General features: G+C 67.2%; 22 protein-coding genes. 12 read left to right on the top strand and 10 right to left on the bottom strand.

Annotated elements, in window-relative coordinates; genetic code table 11:
• Positions 1-66: 66 nt before the first annotated feature.
• Genes AC07NY_RS07105 through AC07NY_RS07095 form a run of 3 tightly spaced genes read left to right on the top strand, consistent with a single transcriptional unit; the run spans position 67 to position 1063 of the window.
• Entirely contained in the window at positions 67-324 is a 258-nt protein-coding gene (locus tag AC07NY_RS07105; RefSeq protein WP_494582805.1) for a SemiSWEET family sugar transporter, read from the top strand.
• A gap of 41 nt (positions 325-365) precedes the next feature.
• Positions 366-722: a DMT family protein gene (locus AC07NY_RS07100; RefSeq protein ID WP_494582803.1), complete on the top strand. Its 357-nt coding sequence runs from the start codon at positions 366-368 to the stop codon at positions 720-722.
• A gap of 38 nt (positions 723-760) precedes the next feature.
• On the top strand, positions 761-1063 hold the full coding sequence (locus tag AC07NY_RS07095) for a hypothetical protein (protein ID WP_492288053.1): 303 nt from the start codon (positions 761-763) through the stop codon (positions 1061-1063).
• 107 nt (positions 1064-1170) lie between these two features.
• Here AC07NY_RS07095 and AC07NY_RS07090 read toward each other — a convergent pair whose 3' ends face one another.
• The 3 genes from AC07NY_RS07090 to AC07NY_RS07080 all read right to left on the bottom strand — a co-directional run bounded on the left by AC07NY_RS07090 (position 1171) and on the right by AC07NY_RS07080 (position 4177).
• Positions 1171-2304: a PQQ-dependent sugar dehydrogenase gene (locus tag AC07NY_RS07090; protein ID WP_494582801.1), complete on the bottom strand. Its 1134-nt coding sequence runs from the start codon at positions 2302-2304 to the stop codon at positions 1171-1173.
• Positions 2305-2555: 251 nt separating this feature from the next.
• The gene (locus tag AC07NY_RS07085) at positions 2556-3530 is read right to left on the bottom strand and encodes a Bug family tripartite tricarboxylate transporter substrate binding protein (protein WP_494582799.1); all 975 of its coding nucleotides are present in this window, start codon (positions 3528-3530) and stop codon (positions 2556-2558) included.
• Between the two features lie 167 nt (positions 3531-3697).
• On the bottom strand, positions 3698-4177 hold the full coding sequence (locus AC07NY_RS07080) for a YaiI/YqxD family protein (RefSeq protein WP_494582798.1): 480 nt from the start codon (positions 4175-4177) through the stop codon (positions 3698-3700).
• A 165-nt stretch (positions 4178-4342) separates the two neighbouring features.
• Between AC07NY_RS07080 and AC07NY_RS07075 the strand changes: the two genes are divergently transcribed.
• Positions 4343-5545: a pyridoxal phosphate-dependent aminotransferase gene (locus tag AC07NY_RS07075; RefSeq protein WP_494582797.1), complete on the top strand. Its 1203-nt coding sequence runs from the start codon at positions 4343-4345 to the stop codon at positions 5543-5545.
• Positions 5546-5598: 53 nt separating this feature from the next.
• Positions 5599-5973 carry a rhodanese-like domain-containing protein gene (locus AC07NY_RS07070; protein ID WP_494582795.1) on the top strand — a complete coding sequence of 125 codons (375 nt, stop codon included), beginning with the start codon at positions 5599-5601 and terminating at the stop codon, positions 5971-5973.
• Positions 5974-6088: 115 nt separating this feature from the next.
• Here the strand turns inward: AC07NY_RS07070 and trmD are convergent, their stop codons facing one another.
• The 6 genes from trmD to ffh form a co-directional block, all read right to left on the bottom strand.
• A complete protein-coding gene (gene trmD / locus AC07NY_RS07065; RefSeq protein ID WP_494582793.1) occupies positions 6089-6784 on the bottom strand; it encodes a tRNA (guanosine(37)-N1)-methyltransferase TrmD in 696 nt (231 codons plus the stop codon).
• Between the two features lie 4 nt (positions 6785-6788).
• The gene (locus tag AC07NY_RS07060; RefSeq protein ID WP_494582792.1) at positions 6789-7460 is read right to left on the bottom strand and encodes an HAD family hydrolase; all 672 of its coding nucleotides are present in this window, start codon (positions 7458-7460) and stop codon (positions 6789-6791) included.
• Positions 7447-7968, bottom strand: a complete 522-nt coding sequence (rimM, locus tag AC07NY_RS07055) for a ribosome maturation factor RimM (protein ID WP_492288061.1) — start codon at positions 7966-7968, stop codon at positions 7447-7449. The genes AC07NY_RS07060 and rimM overlap by 14 nt, the downstream gene beginning before the upstream one ends.
• A gap of 99 nt (positions 7969-8067) precedes the next feature.
• The gene (gene rpsP / locus AC07NY_RS07050; RefSeq protein WP_257731397.1) at positions 8068-8436 is read right to left on the bottom strand and encodes a 30S ribosomal protein S16; all 369 of its coding nucleotides are present in this window, start codon (positions 8434-8436) and stop codon (positions 8068-8070) included.
• 31 nt (positions 8437-8467) lie between these two features.
• Entirely contained in the window at positions 8468-8983 is a 516-nt protein-coding gene (locus AC07NY_RS07045; protein WP_494582789.1) for a GNAT family N-acetyltransferase, read from the bottom strand.
• Positions 8980-10554, bottom strand: a complete 1575-nt coding sequence (gene ffh, locus AC07NY_RS07040; protein ID WP_494582787.1) for a signal recognition particle protein — start codon at positions 10552-10554, stop codon at positions 8980-8982. The genes AC07NY_RS07045 and ffh overlap by 4 nt, the downstream gene beginning before the upstream one ends.
• 305 nt (positions 10555-10859) lie before the next feature.
• On the opposite strand from ffh, the gene AC07NY_RS07035 reads away from it, so the two are divergent.
• The 6 genes from AC07NY_RS07035 (at position 10860) to AC07NY_RS07010 (ending at position 14802) form a co-directional block, all read left to right on the top strand.
• Positions 10860-11288 carry a hypothetical protein gene (locus AC07NY_RS07035; RefSeq protein ID WP_494582785.1) on the top strand — a complete coding sequence of 143 codons (429 nt, stop codon included), beginning with the start codon at positions 10860-10862 and terminating at the stop codon, positions 11286-11288.
• A gap of 78 nt (positions 11289-11366) precedes the next feature.
• Positions 11367-11921 carry a CAP domain-containing protein gene (locus AC07NY_RS07030; RefSeq protein ID WP_494582784.1) on the top strand — a complete coding sequence of 185 codons (555 nt, stop codon included), beginning with the start codon at positions 11367-11369 and terminating at the stop codon, positions 11919-11921.
• Positions 11922-11956: 35 nt separating this feature from the next.
• Positions 11957-12382, top strand: coding sequence for a hypothetical protein (locus tag AC07NY_RS07025; RefSeq protein WP_494582782.1), 426 nt, complete (start codon positions 11957-11959; stop codon positions 12380-12382).
• An 84-nt stretch (positions 12383-12466) separates the two neighbouring features.
• On the top strand, positions 12467-13093 hold the full coding sequence (locus AC07NY_RS07020; protein ID WP_494582780.1) for a LysE family translocator: 627 nt from the start codon (positions 12467-12469) through the stop codon (positions 13091-13093).
• Positions 13094-13101: 8 nt separating this feature from the next.
• Entirely contained in the window at positions 13102-13710 is a 609-nt protein-coding gene (locus tag AC07NY_RS07015; protein ID WP_494582779.1) for a class I SAM-dependent methyltransferase, read from the top strand.
• Between the two features lie 33 nt (positions 13711-13743).
• Complete coding sequence (locus AC07NY_RS07010; RefSeq protein ID WP_494582777.1) at positions 13744-14802, top strand: MBL fold metallo-hydrolase; 1059 nt, start codon at positions 13744-13746, stop codon at positions 14800-14802.
• A 56-nt stretch (positions 14803-14858) separates the two neighbouring features.
• Here the strand turns inward: AC07NY_RS07010 and AC07NY_RS07005 are convergent, their stop codons facing one another.
• The gene (locus AC07NY_RS07005; protein ID WP_494582775.1) at positions 14859-15680 is read right to left on the bottom strand and encodes a GyrI-like domain-containing protein; all 822 of its coding nucleotides are present in this window, start codon (positions 15678-15680) and stop codon (positions 14859-14861) included.
• A 212-nt stretch (positions 15681-15892) separates the two neighbouring features.
• Between AC07NY_RS07005 and dapF the strand changes: the two genes are divergently transcribed.
• Complete coding sequence (gene dapF, locus AC07NY_RS07000) at positions 15893-16777, top strand: diaminopimelate epimerase (RefSeq protein WP_494582774.1); 885 nt, start codon at positions 15893-15895, stop codon at positions 16775-16777.
• Positions 16778-16791: the final 14 nt, after the last annotated feature.

Raw genomic sequence — 16791 nt, 5'->3', positions numbered from 1 at the left:
ATGCTCCATCTGGCGGCGCGGCCCCGAATCCCGCTATGGGAGCGGCGCCCTTCGGAACCTCCGCCCGTGCCCCTCACCGTCGAACTCCTCGGCTTCGCCGCTGCCGCGCTGACCAGCCTGTGCTGGCTGCCGCAGACCTGGCGTACATTGCGCACCCGCGACACCCGCGCGATCTCGCTGTGGACGCAACTTCTGCTCGCTTGCGGGACGGTGCTCTGGCTGGTCTACGGCGTCCAGATCCTGTCCTGGCCGGTCATCGTCGCCAATACGCTGACCCTGCTGCTCGTGCTGGCCATCATCACCATGAAGCTGCGCTTCGGCTGAACGCCCGAGCGCCTTGAACCATCGCGCAGAAGGCTACCGGCATGCCCTCGCTTTCCATGGCCCATCTCCTGCCGATCGTGATGCTGTTCGGCTCGAACATCTTCATGACCTTCGCCTGGTACGGGCATCTCACCTACAAGAGCACGGCGATCTGGCTCGCCATCCTCGCGAGCTGGATGATCGCGCTTCCCGAATACATGCTGGCCGTGCCGGCCAACCGCATCGGCTCCGCCGTCTATTCCGCCGCCGAGCTCAAGACGATGCAGGAGGTGATCACGCTCACCGTCTTCGCCGGCTTCTCGGTGTTCTGGCTCAAGGAATCGCTGACCTGGAGCCATGCGGTCGGCTTCGCCCTGATCGCGGCCGGCGCCTTCTTCATCTTCCACGCCAAGGCCTGAGCGCCGCGCTTCACTTTCCCTTCGACAGGACTACTGCCTTGCAAAAGACGGCACTGCTTCTCTGCGGCCTCGTGCTCGCCCCCACGGCTGCCCTCGCCGGCCCGACCTGCAGCCCGAGCGACGACAACGCGCGCATCCTCTCCGGCCCTTCGGCAAGCGCCGTCCATCGCAATTGGCAGGGCGGCAAGCAGGTCGGCTACGGCTGGTCGCTCCAGGTCGAGCGCAGCGCCCATGATGCCGCCGGTACCGAATATTATTTCGGCGATCTCTACGACCCCAATGGCAGCCTCGCGACTCGCAAGGTCTTCGTCATCGAGCGCGAATGGGATTGTGGGCCGTAAGGCCTCGTAGGGCGTCATTCTCGGGCTTGACCCGAGAATCTCTGGCAGAATGGAGCCCCTCCTCGTCCTGAGATGCTCGGGTCAAGCCCGAGCATGACGAGCCCGCCTCACTTGGCCGGCCTCACCCGCAGCACCTTCCCGTCGGCATCGTCGCTGAGCAGGTAGAGAAAGCCGTCCGGCCCCTGCACGACGTCGCGGATGCGCGCGCCGATATCAGTCAGCAAGCGCTCCTCCCCAGTCACCTTCTCGCCTTGCGTCGAGAGCCTGACCAGCATCTGCCCGGCCAGCGCTCCGACGAAGAGCGAGTTCTTCCAGGCCGGCCAGGCCGCGCCGGTATGGAAGGCGGCCCCGGACGGCGCGATCGACGGGTCCCAGTAGAACAGCGGCTGCTCCATGCCGGGCTTCGCCGTGCCCTCGCCGATCTTCGCGCCGGAATAATCGACGCCATAGGTGATGACCGGCCAGCCATAGTTCAGCCCGGCCTTGGGCGTGTTGACCTCGTCGCCGCCGCGCGCCGCATGCTCGGCTGTCCAGAGCTGCCCGGTATCGGGATGCAGCGCCGCGCCCTGCACGTTGCGGTGGCCGATCGACCAGATCTCCGGCGCCCAGCCATCCTTCTTCGGATTGTCGGCCGGCGTCGCGCCATCCGGTCGGATGCGGATGACCTTGCCGAGATGGTTGGCAGGGTTCTGCGCCTGATCGCGCTGGCTGTAGCGGTCCCCCACCGTGACGAAGAGCGCCCCCGTCCGGTCGAAGACAAGCCGCGAACCGAAATGCAGGTTGGAATTGATCGCCGGCAATTGCCGAAAGATCACCTCGACGGCCGTCAGCGCCGTGCCCTGCTCGTTCAGGCGCCCGCGCGCAACGCTAGTGCCGCTGCCGCCGGAGCGCGGCTCGGAAAAGGAGAGGTAGACGAGGCGGTTCTGCGCGAAACCCGGATCGAGCGCGATGCCGAGCAAGCCACCCTGTCCGCGTGCCGTAACGCTCGGCACCCCGTTGATCGGCCGCGAGAGCTTGCCGTCTTTCTCGACCAGCCGCAGCCGGCCCGGCCGCTCTGTGACCAGCATGCGCCCATCCGGCAGGAACGCGAGGCCCCACGGGTTTTCCAGCCCGCTCGCCACGGTCTCGACCGAAAGCTCGCCGGCGCTGGAGGGATAGCGCTTCTGGGCCGATGCCGGCAGCGCCGGGCTCGCGAGCGCCAGCACCGTTCCGAGCAAACCCACCAGACCCAATCGCAGCATCACGCTCTCCTCGCTCCATCCGGCTCCTGACCGGAGATAGAGGGGAACGCTGCCGATCACCAAGCCGTTGCGGCCAACTCACGACGAAGTGAGACGATCGGATAATCTCAGCCCTCATCCTGAGGAGCAGCAGAAGGCTGCGTCTCGAAGGATGTTCCAGCAGGCTCCGGAACCATCTGGAGCATCCTTCGAGACGCCGCTACGCGGCTCCTCAGGATGAGGGCTGAAGGAATATCAGTAGTTTCCGATCCCTATTCCGGCTTCACGCCGGCATCAGCAATGATCTGCTTCCAGGTCGCGATTTCCTGGGCGTGATAGGGCTTGAACGCTGCGGGATCGCGCACCTTCAGCGTGAAGCCGAGCTTCAGGATCGCCTCGCGGGTCTCGGGCTTGTTGAGCGACGCGATGACCGCCTTCGACAGCTTGTCGAGCACGTCGTCCGGCGTCTTCACCGGGGCGAAGAAGGCCGCCCAGGAATCGGCGTCGGCATTGCTCACGCCCTGCTCGCGCAACGTCGGGATGTCCTTGGCGCGCGGGTTGCGCTCGGGGCTGGCAAGAGCGAGCGCACGCAGCGTGCCGGCATTGATCTGCTCCAGCACGCTCGGCAGCGTCGAGTTGGCGATGTCGATGCGGTCGCCGATGATCTCCTGCACCAGCGGCGCCGCGCCGCGGAAGGGCACATGCGTCATCTTGATGCCGGTGCGCTGCATGAACAGCTCCATGGCAAGATGCGAGCCGGAGCCGACGCCGGTCGAGCCGTAATTGAGCTTGCCCGGATCGGCCTTGGCGAGCGCGATCAGCTCCTGGATGTTCTTCACCGGCAGGCCGTTGCGCACGACGAAGGCGTGCTCGAAGGCGCCGACGCCGGCGAGCGGCGCGAAATCCTTGACCGCGTCGTAGCCCGGCTCCTTCAGCAGGAACATGTTGTTGCCATGCGTCTGGTTGTTGCCGAACACGATGGTGTAGCCGTCCGGCGCCGCATGGGCGACGGCGCGGGTGCCGACGGCGCCCGAGGCGCCGGCCCGGTTGTCGACCACGACATTATGCCCGAAGGCGGCCGAGAGATCCTGCGCCACGAAGCGCGCGATGGCGTCGGTCGGCCCTCCCGCCGGATACGGCACGACCAGGGTGATGACCTTGCTCGGGAAGCTCTGCGCGCGGACGATCGACGGAGCGAAGACGGCGCCGGCCATCAGGCCGAGCGTGGAACGGCGGGTCAACGACATGGACTTCCTCCCGGGCGCCCGCCTGAATTGGCGAGCCTGCTTTGCGGCGAGATTTACGGGCAAAGGCGCCATGCGTCCAGCAGCACCTAAGGCGCAGTCAGCCTCGACCGACCTGCGGCAGACGCGGACCGTTACGGTTCGGACGAGCCTGTCCTGTACGGGACGAGCTACCCACTGAGCCCTGCCCGCTTCAGCCGCTGGATCGCAAGATCGAGCGCCTGAAGGAAGGCCGAGCGGTCCTTCTGCGAGAACGGCTTCGGCCCGCCCTGCACGGTGCCCATCGCGCGCAGGTCCTCCATCATGTCGCGCGTCGCCAGCGCCATGCCGATCGAGGCCTCGGTGAAGGGCTTGCCGGTCGGCCCGATCACGTCGGCACCGGCCTTGATGCAGCGATCCGCCAACGGGATGTCAGCCGTGATCACGATCGAACCGCGCGAGACCCGCTCGGCGATCCAGTCATCGGCCGCATCGAAATTGCCGGGCACTGTGACCCGTTCGATCCAGGGCTCGCGCGGCACATTGAGGAAGCTGTTGGCGACGACGAAGACATGCAGGCGATGCCGCCCGGCGACGCGATAGACCTCGTCCTTCACCGGACAGGCATCGGCATCGACATAGATTGCGATCGGACCGGCAGCGTTCGTCATGAACCGGCCTTCGCATGTCCGGGCCGCAGGGGCAAACCGCTCACAATTCATGACGTTTCTGCCAGACATCAATCAGTTGCGCTTGCGATCATGGCCCGTGAGTCATAAACCACGCGCGCGCCCTTTCCGGCGCTCATCCGTCCGCCTCCTCCGGAGATCAGTCCCATGGCCTTTCTTGCCGATGCCCTGAAGCGCGTGAAGCCGTCCGCGACCATCACGATCACGCAGAAGGCCCGCGACCTGAAAGCCCAGGGCAAGGACGTGATCTCGCTCTCCGTCGGCGAGCCCGATTTCGACACACCGGACAATATCAAGGCAGCGGCGATCTCCGCGATCCAGCGCGGCGAGACCAAGTACACCCCGGTCTCCGGCATCCCGCAACTGCGCGAGGCCGTCGCCCGCAAGTTCAAGCGCGAGAACGGCCTGGACTACAAGGCGAGCCAGACCATCGTCTCGACCGGCGGCAAGCACGTCATCTACAACGCCCTGCTCGCCACGCTGAACCCGGGCGACGAGGTCATCTGCGTCTCGCCCTACTGGGTCTCCTATCCCGAGATGGTCGCGCTCTGCGGGGGCACCCCGACCTTCGCCGAGACCTATCTCAAGAACGACTTCAAGCTGCAGCCCGAGGACCTCGAGAAGGCCATCACCCCGAAGACCAAGTGGGTGATCCTGAACTCGCCGTCGAACCCCTCGGGCGCCGCCTATAGCCATGCCGAGATGAAGAAGCTCACGGATGTGCTGATGCGCCATCCGCATGTCTGGATCCTCACCGACGACATGTACGAGCACCTCGTCTATGGCGATTTCCAGTTCGTCACCCCGGCGCAGGTCGAGCCCGCCCTCTACGAGCGCACGCTGACCATGAACGGCGTCTCGAAGTCCTATGCCATGACCGGCTGGCGCATCGGCTACGCCGCCGGCCCGCAAGCTCTGATCAACGCCATGGACCTCGTGCAGGGCCAGCAGACCTCGGGCACCTCGGCGATCTCGCAATGGGCCGCGGTCGAGGCGCTCGATGGCACGCAGGAGCATATCCCGGTCTTCAAGAAGGCGTTCGAGCGTCGCCGCGACCTCGTCGTTTCCATGCTGAACCAGACCCGCGGCCTGAAGTGCCCGGTGCCGGAAGGCGCCTTCTACGTCTATCCCGACTGCTCGGCCCTGATCGGCAAGACCCTGCCGAACGGCAAGAAGATCGAGACCGACGAAGACCTCGTCATGGGCCTGCTGGAGACGGAAGCGGTCGCGGCCGTCCACGGCTCGTCCTTCGGCCTCGGCCCGAACTTCCGCATCTCCTACGCCACCTCGGACGAGAAGCTGGAAGAGGCTTGCCGCCGCATCCAGCGCTTCTGCGCCGAGCTGCGCTGAGCACGATGACCAAAGGCGCCGCAACGCGCCGGATCGTTCTGGCCGGGAGCTTCATGCTCCCGGCCTCTTTCGTTTTCGGGCAATCGGCAGCAACGCTTTCACCGCGCGAGGCCCATGAGGCGGCGCTGGCGAAGCGCATCCTGCTGGTCGATATCCGCGGGGCGCAGGAATGGGCCGATACCGGCCTGCCGCAGGGCGCTCTCGCGCTGGATGTCGATGCACCGGCCTTCGAGGTCAGGATCGCGGGCTTGCGCCTCGACCATCCCGGCAAGCGCATCGTCCTGATCGACCGGACAGGCGCGCAGGCGGTCGCCGTCGCGCAGAAGCTCGCCGGGCGCGGCTGGCGCGATCTCGCGGGCGTGCGTGGAGGGGTGCTTGGGCCGGGTGGCTGGCTGGCGGAGAAGCTGCCGGTTTCGGCTTACCCATAAAGAACAGCCGTCATGCTCGGGCTTGACCCGAGCATATCCTGCAGAAAAAGGCGCCTCCTCCGGCGAAGAGATTCTCGGGTCTGCGCTGCGCTCCGCCCGAGAATGACGGCACGTCTCAGTCCTCGCCGCGCGCCTTCAACAAATCCGGCCGTCGCGCCCGCGTAATACGCTCCGCCTCCGCCCGCCGCCATTTCGCGATGCGGGCGTGGTCACCGGAGAGCAGCGCGTCCGGCAGGCCCCTGCCCTCCCATTCACGCGGGCGGGTATAATGCGGGTATTCGAGCAAGCCGTTCTCGAAGCTCTCGTCCTCGCCCGAGGCGACCTTGCCCATCACGCCAGGAATGAGCCGCACGCAAGCATCGAGCAGCGTCAGCGCCGCCATCTCGCCGCCGGAGAGGATGTAGTCGCCGATCGAGACCTCGATCAGGTTGCGCCCTTCGATCACCCGCTCATCGACGCCCTCGAACCGCCCGCAGACGATGACGAGGCCGGGCCCTTCAGCCCAGTCTCGCACCTGTTCCTGCTTGAGCGGCCGCCCGCGCGGCGACATCAGCAGGCGCGGACGCGCATCATCCGCCGGCACCGCTGCATCGATCGCCGCGGCGAGCACGTCGCAGCGCAGCACCATGCCGGCGCCGCCGCCGGCCGGGTTGTCGTCGACATTGCGATGACGGCCGATGCCGTGCTCGCGGATCTGATGGCTATCGAGCGACCACAGCCCCTTGCGCAGCCCCTCGCCCGCCAGCGAGATGCCGAGCGGCCCCGGGAACATCTCCGGATAGAGCGTCAGGATCGAGGCGCGGAAGGACATGCCTTCAAGCAAAGCGCAGCGCAGGCAAACCGTCCAGCGCGGTGAAGTCCGGAGCCGAGGCGATCAGGTTGTCGTAAGCCGCAAAGCCCTCGGGTCCGAGCAGGGTGAGCAGCGCCACAGCCCGCATGCCGGCGCGGCGTGCCGCCTCGACGCCGAGTGGCGCATCCTCGAAGACGATGCAATCGGCCGGATCGACCTTCATGCGCTCGGCTGCGGCCAGGAACATGTCGGGATGCGGTTTGCCGCGAAAACCCTGGCTCGGCGAGACGATCGTCGAGAAGCGCCGGCGCAGGTCCAGCGCATCGAGCACCACCTCGATATTGTCAGGCGGCGCGGCGGTGCCGACCGCCATCGGCACGCCAGCCGCATCGGCGCGTGCCATCAGATCGAGCAGGCCGGCGGTCGCCGCGACATGCGGGCGATAGGCCTCGCGATAAAGCGCTTCCTTGGCATCGCCCATCGCGGCGATCTCGTCGGCGGTCGCATTCGGGAAATAGGGGCCGACGATCTCGCCCAGCGCCATGCCGGCGGTGCGGGCCGAAAAGGTCTCGCGGTCGAACGGCAGGTTGTTGCTGACGTGCCAGCTCTCCCAGGCATCGTCATGGAAGCGCATGTTGTCGACGATGGTGCCGTCCATGTCGAAGATCAGCGCGCGGGCCGGCCTATTGCTTGTCATCGTCGGGCTCGAACAATCCCAAGGGGGGCTCGGCCTCGATCCGGCGCGCGGCGATGTCGATGCGCGGCGCGAAGGCCTTGGTGAAGGGCATCAGGACGAAGCGCCCGTCCGGCGTCTTGATATCGAGCAGGTCGCCGGCCCCGTAATTCTCGACCATGGTGACGGTGCCGAGCACCGCTCCATCAGGCCCGACGACACTGCAGCCGATCAGGTCGGCATGCAGGAACTCGTCTTCATCGGCATCCGCCGAGAGCTTGTCGCGGGCGACGAAGAGTTCGGTCCCGTTCAGCGCCTCGGCCTGCTCGCGCGTCGTCACGTCCTTGAGCCGGGCGACGACCACTTCCTTGGCCGGGCGGATATCGGTGATCTCGAAGCTGCGGCCCTTGCCGTCGGTCAGCGGGCCGTAACCGGCGATCCCGAGGGGATCGCCGGTGAAGGTCTTGATCCTGACCTCGCCGCGCACGCCATGCGGCGCGCCGACGATACCGAGCAGGATGAGGTCGCTCATGTCAGCACGCCATGCCCGGCCTTGAGCCGGACATCTCCTTGAGAAAACCCTCGGGCCGAGGCTGCGCCTCGCCCGAGACCGACGTGCGGACGATCAGGCTCACGCCTCGGCGGCTTCTTCAGCGGCCGGAGCAGCGGCCTTCTCGGCCTTCTTCTCGGCGCGCTCCTTGGCCTTCTCGCCGGGAACAGCCTTGTTCGGGTTGTTGCGGGCAGCGCGCTTGACGAGGCCGGCGGCGTCGAGGAAGCGCAGCACGCGGTCGGTCGGCTGGGCGCCCTTGGCGAGCCAGGCCTGGACCTTCTCGATGTCGAGCACGACGCGGTCGGCGGCGTCCTTGGCCTTCATCGGGTCATAGGAGCCGATCTTCTCGATGAAGCGGCCATCGCGCGGCGAGCGCGAGTCGGCGACGACGATGCGGTAGTAGGGGCGCTTCTTGGCGCCGCCGCGGGTCAGGCGAATCTTGAGGGACATGGGTCTTCTCCGGTCAGGTTTGGTTTCAGTTTCAGTGTTTCGCAGACGTAGCCGCCGGATGCCGGTAGATGCCGACCTCGGTGCCACGGATCACGAAGGGTTTCTCGAAGCGCGCGCCGAGACGTTCGGCGACGCGGATCGAGGGTCGGTTGTCGGGATGGACCAGGCTCATCAGTGTGGTCCATCCCAAGTCGCGATAGGCATAGTCACGGGCGCGCAGCGCAGCCTCGGTCGCATAGCCACGACCATGCTCGCCTGCGAACAGGCTCCAGCCGATCTCCGGCTCGGGCCAGCCTTCCGGCGAGAGCAGACCGCACCAGCCGACGAGCCGGCGGTCGTCCTTCGCCTCCAGCGCCCAGAGGCCGTGGCCGCGCAGCGCCCAATGGCCGGCCATGGCGGAGAAGCGGCGCCATCCGTCCCAGCGGTCGCTGGTGCCGCCGACATAGCGGGTCAGGTCCTCGTCGGCGTAGAAATCGACGAGCACGTCGAAATCGGCGGCCGTCCAGCCGCGCAGCCACAACCGCTCTGTTTCCAGAACGGGAATCACTTCTTCTTGCCCCCGAACGGGTTACCCAGACCGGGCAGGCCGCTGCCGCCAAGGCCCGGCAGCTTCGGCATCATCCCGGCCGGCGGGGTCACGCCCTTCGGCAGGCCGGGGAAGCCGCCCGGCGGCATCGACGGCAGGCCGCCGCCCGCGCCGAGCTGCTTCTGCAATTCCGCGAGCTGCGCCGGATCCATCTTCGAGGGATCGGGCATGCCGGCCGGCAGGCCGCCGCCGAGCCCGAACATCGAACCGAGCTTACCGAGCATGCCGCCCTTCTGCTTGGCCATCATCTTCATGGCATCGGCCATGCCGCGATGCATCTTGAGCAGCTTGTTGATCTGCTCGGCCGTGGTGCCGGAGCCGGCGGCGATGCGCTTCTTGCGGCTGTTCTTGAGCAGGTCGGGATTCTTGCGCTCGGCCGCCGTCATCGAATCGATCGCGGCGATCATGCTCTTGAACATCTTGTCGCCGACGCCGGCATTGGCGAGCTGTGACTGGGCCTGCTTCATGCCGGGTAGCATGCCCATCACGCCGCCGATGCCACCCATCTTTTCCATCTGCTGGAGCTGTGCGCGCATGTCGGAGAGATCGAACTGGCCCTTGGCCATGCGCTGAGCGGTGGCCTGCGCCTGCTCGGCATCGATCGTCTGCGCCGCCTTCTCGACGAGCGAGACGATGTCGCCCATGCCGAGGATGCGGTTGGCGACGCGCGACGGGTGGAACTCGTCGAGCTCGTCGACCTTCTCGCCGATGCCGACGAGCTTGATCGGCTTGCCGGTGACGGCGCGCATCGAGAGCGCCGCACCACCGCGCGAATCGCCGTCCATGCGGGTCAGCACGATGCCGGTGAGGCCGACGCGGGCATCGAAGGCGCGGGCCGTGTTGACGGCGTCCTGACCGGTCAGCGCGTCGGCGACGAGCAGCACTTCATGCGGGTTCGTCGCAGCCTTGACCTCGGCGACCTCGGCCATCAGCGTGTCGTCGAGCGTCACGCGGCCGGCGGTGTCGAGCATCACGACGTCGTAGCCGCCGAGGCGGGCGGCCTCGACCGCGCGCCTGGCGATCTGCACGGCCGACTGGCCGGCGACGATCGGCAGCGTCTGCACGCCGACCTGCTGACCGAGAATGGCGAGCTGTTCCATGGCGGCCGGGCGTCGCGTATCGAGCGACGCCATCAGCACCTTCTTCTTGTGGCGCTCGGTCAGGCGCTTGGCGATCTTGGCCGTAGAGGTGGTCTTACCGGAACCCTGAAGGCCGACCATCAGGACCGGAACCGGCGGCACGGCATCGAAATTGATGCCCTCGCCCTCGCCGCCTAGTGTCTCGATCAGGACGTCGTTGACGATCTTGATGACCTGCTGGCCGGGCGTGACCGACTTCAGCACCTCGGCGCCGACGGCGCGCTCGCGCACCTTCTCCGTAAACGAGCGGACGACCTCGAGCGCGACGTCCGCCTCCAGCAGCGCGCGCCGCACCTCGCGGAGCGCCGCGTTGACGTCCTCCTCGGTCAGCGAACCCCTGCGGGTCAGCCCCGAGAGGATGCCGGAGAGCCTGTCGCTCAGCGTGCCGAACATGCGGACCTGCCTGCTTGCCTCAGGAAGCCTTCAGCACCACGACCTCATCGCCAAGCGGTTTCGCGCCCGAGGGCGCAATCGCGCTGTCGGGCGTTGACCTCCGGGCTCATGAAAGCGGCTTGCGCGGCCCGGTCGGCGGATGTGGTTTCGGCGATGTCGGCGAAACGGATGCGGTCTTAAAGCGGAAGACTGTGGCGAAAGTCAAGTTTTGGGGACAGGCAGGCGCTGAAAATGGCGCTCGGGTTGCACGGCCGCCCTCTTCCACGCATTGCTGGACGGTTCGATTCATCATCAAGGGACCGACGATGCGCTTTTCCGCCCTTCACAGCCTGCCCCTCGCTGCCGGCCTCGTGCTTGCCAGCCTTGCCCCGGCGATGGCCCAGCCCTGCGCCAGCAACTTCAAGGTCGATGGCGTGCCGATGATGACCGGGCTGAGCTACCGCACCTGGGACCTCATCCCCAACCGCCAGCCCGCGGCCGTGCTCAGCGATCTCGGCGCCGCGGTTTCGGCCGAGGGCTTCGCCGACATGCGCATCGACAAGGCGACCAGCGCCGTCGTCGCCATTCAGGAGACCACCGGCTCCGGGCGTCCGCAGACCCTGCGGATCACCGCCCGCAAGAACGGCAAAGGCACCCGCGTCGATGCGGTCTTCGTCGTCCAGGCCGGACAGGTCGCGCCGGAGGATTATGTGCGCAAGGCGTTCTGCCGCGTGATCGGCGGCGCACGCAGCTAAGTCACGGAAATCGCGCGGCCCCAGAAAGGCCCTGATCGGGCGGCATCGCTGCGGCCCGATTCGCAAACGTGCCGGCCCATGACACTGAAACCCGCCTCGATCCTGCTGGCCCTCTCCGTCCTGCTGGCCGCCTGCGCCGGCGATCCGCGTCGCGAAGGCCCACTCGATCCGCGCATGGTCGAGAAGGTCGCGGCCGTCTCGCTCGACCCCGCCCAGGCCGGGCGCATCCTCAACGCCTATCGCGCCAGCCAGGGTCTCGGCCCGGTCCGGCCGGACCCGCGCCTGATGGCGATGGCGCAGCGCCAGGCCGATGCCATGGTGGCGAAGAACGCCCTGTCGCATGACGCCGGCGGCGACTTCACCGCCCGCATCCATGCCGCAGGCGTCGACAGCGTCCGCGCCGCGGAGAATCTCGGCGGCGGCTATTTCTCGGTCGAGGAAGCCTTCGACGGCTGGCGCAAGTCGCCGGGCCACGACGCGAACCTGCGCATGAAGGAAGCGACCCGCTACGGCATCGCGCTCTCCAAGGACCCGCGCACCAGCTACCGTGTCTGGTGGGTGCTCGTCGTCGCGGCCGATCCCGAGCCGCGCGTGACCCTGGGTTACGGTGACAGGCCTCCGCAGCCTCGCTAACCAGCGACATCCGTCACTCCCCAGCGAGCGTTCAGATGTCCATTCGTTCCTTTATTCCTTTCGTCATTGCCGCTACCGCCTCTTTCGCCGGCCTGAGCGGCGCCCAGGCCCAGCCCTGCGCCACCAATTTCACCTCGTCGGGCGTCCCGATGGTCTCGCAGATCACCTACAAGACCTGGGACCTCTCGAAGAAGGCTCCGGCCGCCGTGCTGCCTGCGATCCTCCGGGCGATCGAGGCCGATCGCGATTTCGGCGATATCCGCACCGACAAGGCGAATGGCACGATCACTGCCATGCAGGAGGTCACCGGCTCGGGCCGCCCGCAGATCCTGAAGGTGACGACCCGCAAGCAGCCGACCGGCACCCGCATCGACATCGCCTTCACCGTCCAGCCCGGCCAGATCGCGCCTGAAGAGGCTGTGAAAAAGGGCCTCTGCGACTTCCTCAAAGGAGCGCGCTGAGCCGGTCTGACAAGGCTTCATTCGGCTCTTTACAAACCCCCGCTTCTGGTGATGGCTCTGGTCTTTAGCGGAGCCATCACCATCATGACCTTCGAAGCCTGGATCGCCTTCACCGCCGCCACCGCCGCCCTTCTGGTCATTCCCGGACCGACGATCCTCCTCGTCATCTCCTATGCGCTCGGCCAGGGCTGGCGCACCGCCTTCCCGATCGCCGTCGGCGTCGCGCTCGGCGATTTCACCGCGATGACGCTCTCGATGCTTGGCGTCGGCGCCCTGCTCGCCACCTCCGCTTTGGTGTTCACCGCGCTGAAATGGATCGGCGCGGCCTATCTGGTCTGGCTCGGCATCAAGCTCTTCCGCGCCGGCGGCACGCTCGACGCCAAGCCGCGCGAGGATGCCGCTCCCGGCTGGAAGATGCTCGGCCATGCCTGGCTGGTGACGGCGCTGAACCCGAAGAGCATCACCTTCTTCGTCGCCTTCCTGCCCCAGTTCCTGGACACCAGGGGCGATTTCTGGACTCAGATGCTGATCTTCGAGGCGACCTTCATCACCCTCGCCTTCGCCAATGCCATGGGCTACGCGCTGATCGCCTCGCGGGCACGGGCCGTGGTCAGCAATCCGCGCGCAATCGGGCTGTTCAACAAGGCCGGCGGCACGCTCCTGATCGGGGCCGGCGTCGCCACCGTCGCGATCCGCTCCGGCAGCAACTGACGCCGATCATGTCGAGCAAGGACGACCAGACGCTCGGCTTCTATGCCGAGGAAGCCAGCGCCTATGCCGGCCGCGACCGGCTGGCCGAGCACCGCCGTATCGACCCCTTCGTGGCCAGGCTCTGGCCCGGCGCCCGGATTCTCGAACTCGGCTGCGGCGGCGGCCAGGATAGCGAGGAGATGCTGCGGCGCGGCTTCGATGTCGTGCCGACGGACGGCTCACCGGAACTGGCGGCGCAAGCCGAGCAGCGCCTCGGCCGTCCGGTCGGCGTCCTGCTCTTCGAGGATCTGGAGGACGTCGCGGTCTATGACGGTATCTGGGCGCATGCCTGCCTGCTGCATGCGCCGCGCCCAGCCCTGCCCGGCATCATCGACCGGATACACCGTGCCCTGCGTCCGGGCGGCGTCCTCTATGCCAGCTTCAAGGCCGGTGAGGCCGAAGGGCGCGACGGCCTCGGCCGCTATTTCAACTATCTCTCATCAGATGAGCTGCGCGCGGCCTTCGGCAACGACGCCCGCTGGCAGTCCCTGACGATCGATGAGGACACCGGCTCCGGCTATGACCGCCAGCCGACGCGCTGGCTTCACGCCTTGGCGATCAGATCGCCGGAGCCTTGACGGAAGGTTGCGGCGGCCTACCTGTTCTGGACCATGACCCGCCGCAAACTCCTCTCCTTCGTCGGCCTCGGTGCGCTGCTGGCTTCGACCGGCGCCGCCTGGGGCGCGATCTCCCGCTCGCGCAATCCCTATTACCAGGGCCCCGTCAGCGACCATTTCAACGGGCTCGTCTTCAGCGACGGCCGCCCGGTGACCAAGGGCCTCGCCGATGTGCTGCGCTGGCAGACCGGCAAGCGCGAGCGCGAGGCCTTCCCCCTCGCCTATCAGGCGCCCCCGCAGGACAAACCGTCCGCCAGCGTCAACGGCATCAGGATCGTCCATCTCGGCCATGCCTCCTTCCTGTATCAGGTGGCCGGCCTCAACCTGCTGATCGACCCCGTCTATTCGCTACGCGCCAGCCCCTTCTCCTTCATCGGTCCGAAGCGCGTGAATGCGCCGGGCGTCGCCTTCGCCGACCTGCCGAAGATCGACGCTGTGCTGGTCACGCATAACCATTACGACCATCTCGACATCGAGACGCTGGCGCTGCTGCATGCCAGAGACCAGCCGCGCATGATCATGCCGCTCGGCAATGACGCGATCGTCCGCGCCCGCATTCCCGATGCCCGCACCGAAGCGCATGACTGGAACGACCGGCTCACGCTCTCGGACAAGGTCGCGGTGACGCTGGTGCCGAGCTACCACTGGTCGGCGCGCGGCGCTTTCGACCGGCGCATGGCCTTGTGGTGCTCCTACATCTTGGAAACACCGGCCGCGAAGATCTTCCATATCGGCGATACCGGCTACCATGACGGCTCGTTGTACCAGGAACTGGGGAGCCAGCACGGGCCGTTCGACCTCGCCGTGCTGCCGATCGGCGCCTATGAGCCGCGCTGGTTCATGTCGGACAACCACATGAATCCCGACGAAGCGGTCAAGGTCATGCTGGCGCTAGGTGCCAAGCAGGCGATCGGCCATCACTGGGGCACCTTCCAGCTCACCGACGAAGGCGTCGAGCGCCCGCCCGAGGCGCTGAAGACCGCACTCGCGGAAGCCGGCCTGCCGGAAGAGCGCTTCAGGCCGATGCGGCCGGGTTTGAGCTGGAGCGCGTGACGACCCTTGTCATTCCGGGGCGGCGCATCGCGCCGAACCCGGAATGACAAGGAAAGTTACTTCGGCTGAACGTAGACGTTGATCTCGAGGTTTGGATCGCCGGGGTCCTTGAGGTCGCTGACATACTCTTCCAGGAAAGCGTCCTTCACGGCGATGCTCTTGGCCTCGAGATAGGCCGTGATCGTCTCGTAGGTGGAATCGATGTCGTCATAGGGCGCGATATGCTGGAAGCGCAGCGCCTTCCCAGCCGGTGACGCGCTCAGCTTCACCCCAGGCCCGAGCGCGGGAGGCGGGCCTCCGGCCGGCACCGCGACGGGCAGCATCGCCTCGAAACGAAAACCGTCATCGGTCGTCTCGACAAAGAGCGACAAAGGCCGACCGGCAACCGGCAGACCCGCCTTTTGGGCCTCGGCACGCAAGGCGTTGAAGCTCTCCGACAGCCTCTGGAAACCCTGGTCCCAGCTCGCCTGCCCCGACAGCAGCAGGACGGGCTTTGCGGCCAGCGTGACCTCCTCGATATCGCTGGAATCGCTGCGCCTGCCGGCGAGCGTCGCATTGGGGTCGGGCACGCCGGTCTGCTGCTGCACGGGCGGCAGGGGCTGGCCCGGCGGCGGCAGGGTCGGCGGCGGCTGCACAGGCTGTGGCTCGACCGGTCCGGGCAAGGTCGGCGCGGGCTGCACCGGCTGCGGCACCACCGGGTTCGGCGCCGGCGGAGCCGGCTGGACCGGCTGCGGCCCCGGCTGGGAATCCGGCACGGGCGCAGGCGGCGTCTGCGCCGGAGCGGACGGCATCTGGGCTGGGCTGGCGCCGGGCGGCGGGGCAAGCGGCGCCGATTCGACGGCGGTCGGCGGTGCGACGCGCGCCTGAGCGAGAGCCATTCCGCTCGGCAGGCTCGCCAGGCCGGCGAGCGCCAGAGCACAAATCCGGGAATACCGCCGAGAATCACGCATTGTCACGGCCCTGAGTTTCACGCGATTCGCGCCCTTGCGGCGCAACATAGAATGTCCACCTTGTCTCAGGAACGGGGACGAGGGTGGCTTTTTCACGTCGCCTCGGCCATAGACCCCTTATTCACGGGACGTGTGACCAAATGAACGCTCTGGCCAATCGCCGGTTCCTGAAGATGAACGGGCTCGGCAACCAGATCACGGTGCTGGACCTGCGCGGCAGCAAGCACCTCATCAGCGAGGCGGAAGCCCGCGCCATCGCCTCCGAGCCGCGCGCCCGCTTCGACCAGCTCATGGTTCTGCACGATGCCATCACGCCCGGCACCGACGCCTTCGTGCGCATCTACAACACCGATGGCTCGGAAGCCGGCGCCTGCGGCAACGGCACGCGCTGCGTCGCCTGGGCGATGATCGCCGACCCGCAGATGGGCGATGCTACCAAGAGCCATCTCGCGCTCCAGACCAAGGCTGGCCTGCTACCGGCAGTGCGGGAGGGGGAGACGCTCTTCACCGTCGACATGGGCATCCCGCGCCTCGCCTGGGACCAGATCCCGCTGGCCGAGCCCTTCGAGGACACCAGCCGCTTCGAATTGCAGATCGGGCCGATCGACAACCCGATCCTGCACACGCCCTGCGCCGTCAACATGGGCAATCCGCACGCGGTCTTCTTCGTCGCGGACCCCTATGCCTACAATCTCGAGCAGATCGGCTCGCTGCTTGAGAACCACCCGATCTTCCCCGATCGCGCCAATATCGAGCTCGCCGCGGTGAAGGCGCCCGACCACATCGTGCTGCGCGTCTGGGAGCGCGGCGCCGGCATCACTCAGGCTTGCGGCTCGGGCGCCTGCGCGGCGCTGGTCGCGGGCGTGCGTCGTGAACTCACCGCCCGCAAGGCCACCGTCAGCCTGCCCGGTGGCGATCTCGCCATCGAATGGCGCGAGCGCGACGGCCATGTCCTGATGACCGGCCCGGTCGAGTTCGAATGGGAAGGCACGCTCGATCCGGCCCTGTTCGATCAGGCGGCGTGATGGCCCTGGAGCAT

The organism is Allobosea sp. GW821-FHT09G06 (genome assembly GCF_059416005.1).
This window is presented reverse-complemented; position numbering and strand designations above follow the sequence as displayed.

What these genes read in the sequence shown, in the direction of transcription:
- AC07NY_RS07100 (WP_494582803.1), top strand. Translation starts at nt 366, where the DNA reads ATGCCCTCGCTTTCCATGGCCCATCTCCTGCCGATCGTGATGCTGTTC.
- AC07NY_RS07090 (WP_494582801.1), bottom strand. Translation starts at nt 2,304, where the DNA reads ATGCTGCGATTGGGTCTGGTGGGTTTGCTCGGAACGGTGCTGGCGCTC.
- AC07NY_RS07085 (WP_494582799.1), bottom strand. Translation starts at nt 3,530, where the DNA reads ATGTCGTTGACCCGCCGTTCCACGCTCGGCCTGATGGCCGGCGCCGTC.
- AC07NY_RS07080 (WP_494582798.1), bottom strand. Translation starts at nt 4,177, where the DNA reads ATGACGAACGCTGCCGGTCCGATCGCAATCTATGTCGATGCCGATGCC.
- AC07NY_RS07075 (WP_494582797.1), top strand. Translation starts at nt 4,343, where the DNA reads ATGGCCTTTCTTGCCGATGCCCTGAAGCGCGTGAAGCCGTCCGCGACC.
- AC07NY_RS07070 (WP_494582795.1), top strand. Translation starts at nt 5,599, where the DNA reads ATGCTCCCGGCCTCTTTCGTTTTCGGGCAATCGGCAGCAACGCTTTCA.
- trmD (WP_494582793.1), bottom strand. Translation starts at nt 6,784, where the DNA reads ATGTCCTTCCGCGCCTCGATCCTGACGCTCTATCCGGAGATGTTCCCG.
- AC07NY_RS07060 (WP_494582792.1), bottom strand. Translation starts at nt 7,460, where the DNA reads ATGACAAGCAATAGGCCGGCCCGCGCGCTGATCTTCGACATGGACGGC.
- rimM (WP_492288061.1), bottom strand. Translation starts at nt 7,968, where the DNA reads ATGAGCGACCTCATCCTGCTCGGTATCGTCGGCGCGCCGCATGGCGTG.
- rpsP (WP_257731397.1), bottom strand. Translation starts at nt 8,436, where the DNA reads ATGTCCCTCAAGATTCGCCTGACCCGCGGCGGCGCCAAGAAGCGCCCC.
- ffh (WP_494582787.1), bottom strand. Translation starts at nt 10,554, where the DNA reads ATGTTCGGCACGCTGAGCGACAGGCTCTCCGGCATCCTCTCGGGGCTG.
- AC07NY_RS07035 (WP_494582785.1), top strand. Translation starts at nt 10,860, where the DNA reads ATGCGCTTTTCCGCCCTTCACAGCCTGCCCCTCGCTGCCGGCCTCGTG.
- AC07NY_RS07030 (WP_494582784.1), top strand. Translation starts at nt 11,367, where the DNA reads ATGACACTGAAACCCGCCTCGATCCTGCTGGCCCTCTCCGTCCTGCTG.
- AC07NY_RS07025 (WP_494582782.1), top strand. Translation starts at nt 11,957, where the DNA reads ATGTCCATTCGTTCCTTTATTCCTTTCGTCATTGCCGCTACCGCCTCT.
- AC07NY_RS07020 (WP_494582780.1), top strand. Translation starts at nt 12,467, where the DNA reads ATGACCTTCGAAGCCTGGATCGCCTTCACCGCCGCCACCGCCGCCCTT.
- AC07NY_RS07015 (WP_494582779.1), top strand. Translation starts at nt 13,102, where the DNA reads ATGTCGAGCAAGGACGACCAGACGCTCGGCTTCTATGCCGAGGAAGCC.
- AC07NY_RS07010 (WP_494582777.1), top strand. Translation starts at nt 13,744, where the DNA reads ATGACCCGCCGCAAACTCCTCTCCTTCGTCGGCCTCGGTGCGCTGCTG.
- AC07NY_RS07005 (WP_494582775.1), bottom strand. Translation starts at nt 15,680, where the DNA reads ATGGCTCTCGCTCAGGCGCGCGTCGCACCGCCGACCGCCGTCGAATCG.
- dapF (WP_494582774.1), top strand. Translation starts at nt 15,893, where the DNA reads ATGAACGCTCTGGCCAATCGCCGGTTCCTGAAGATGAACGGGCTCGGC.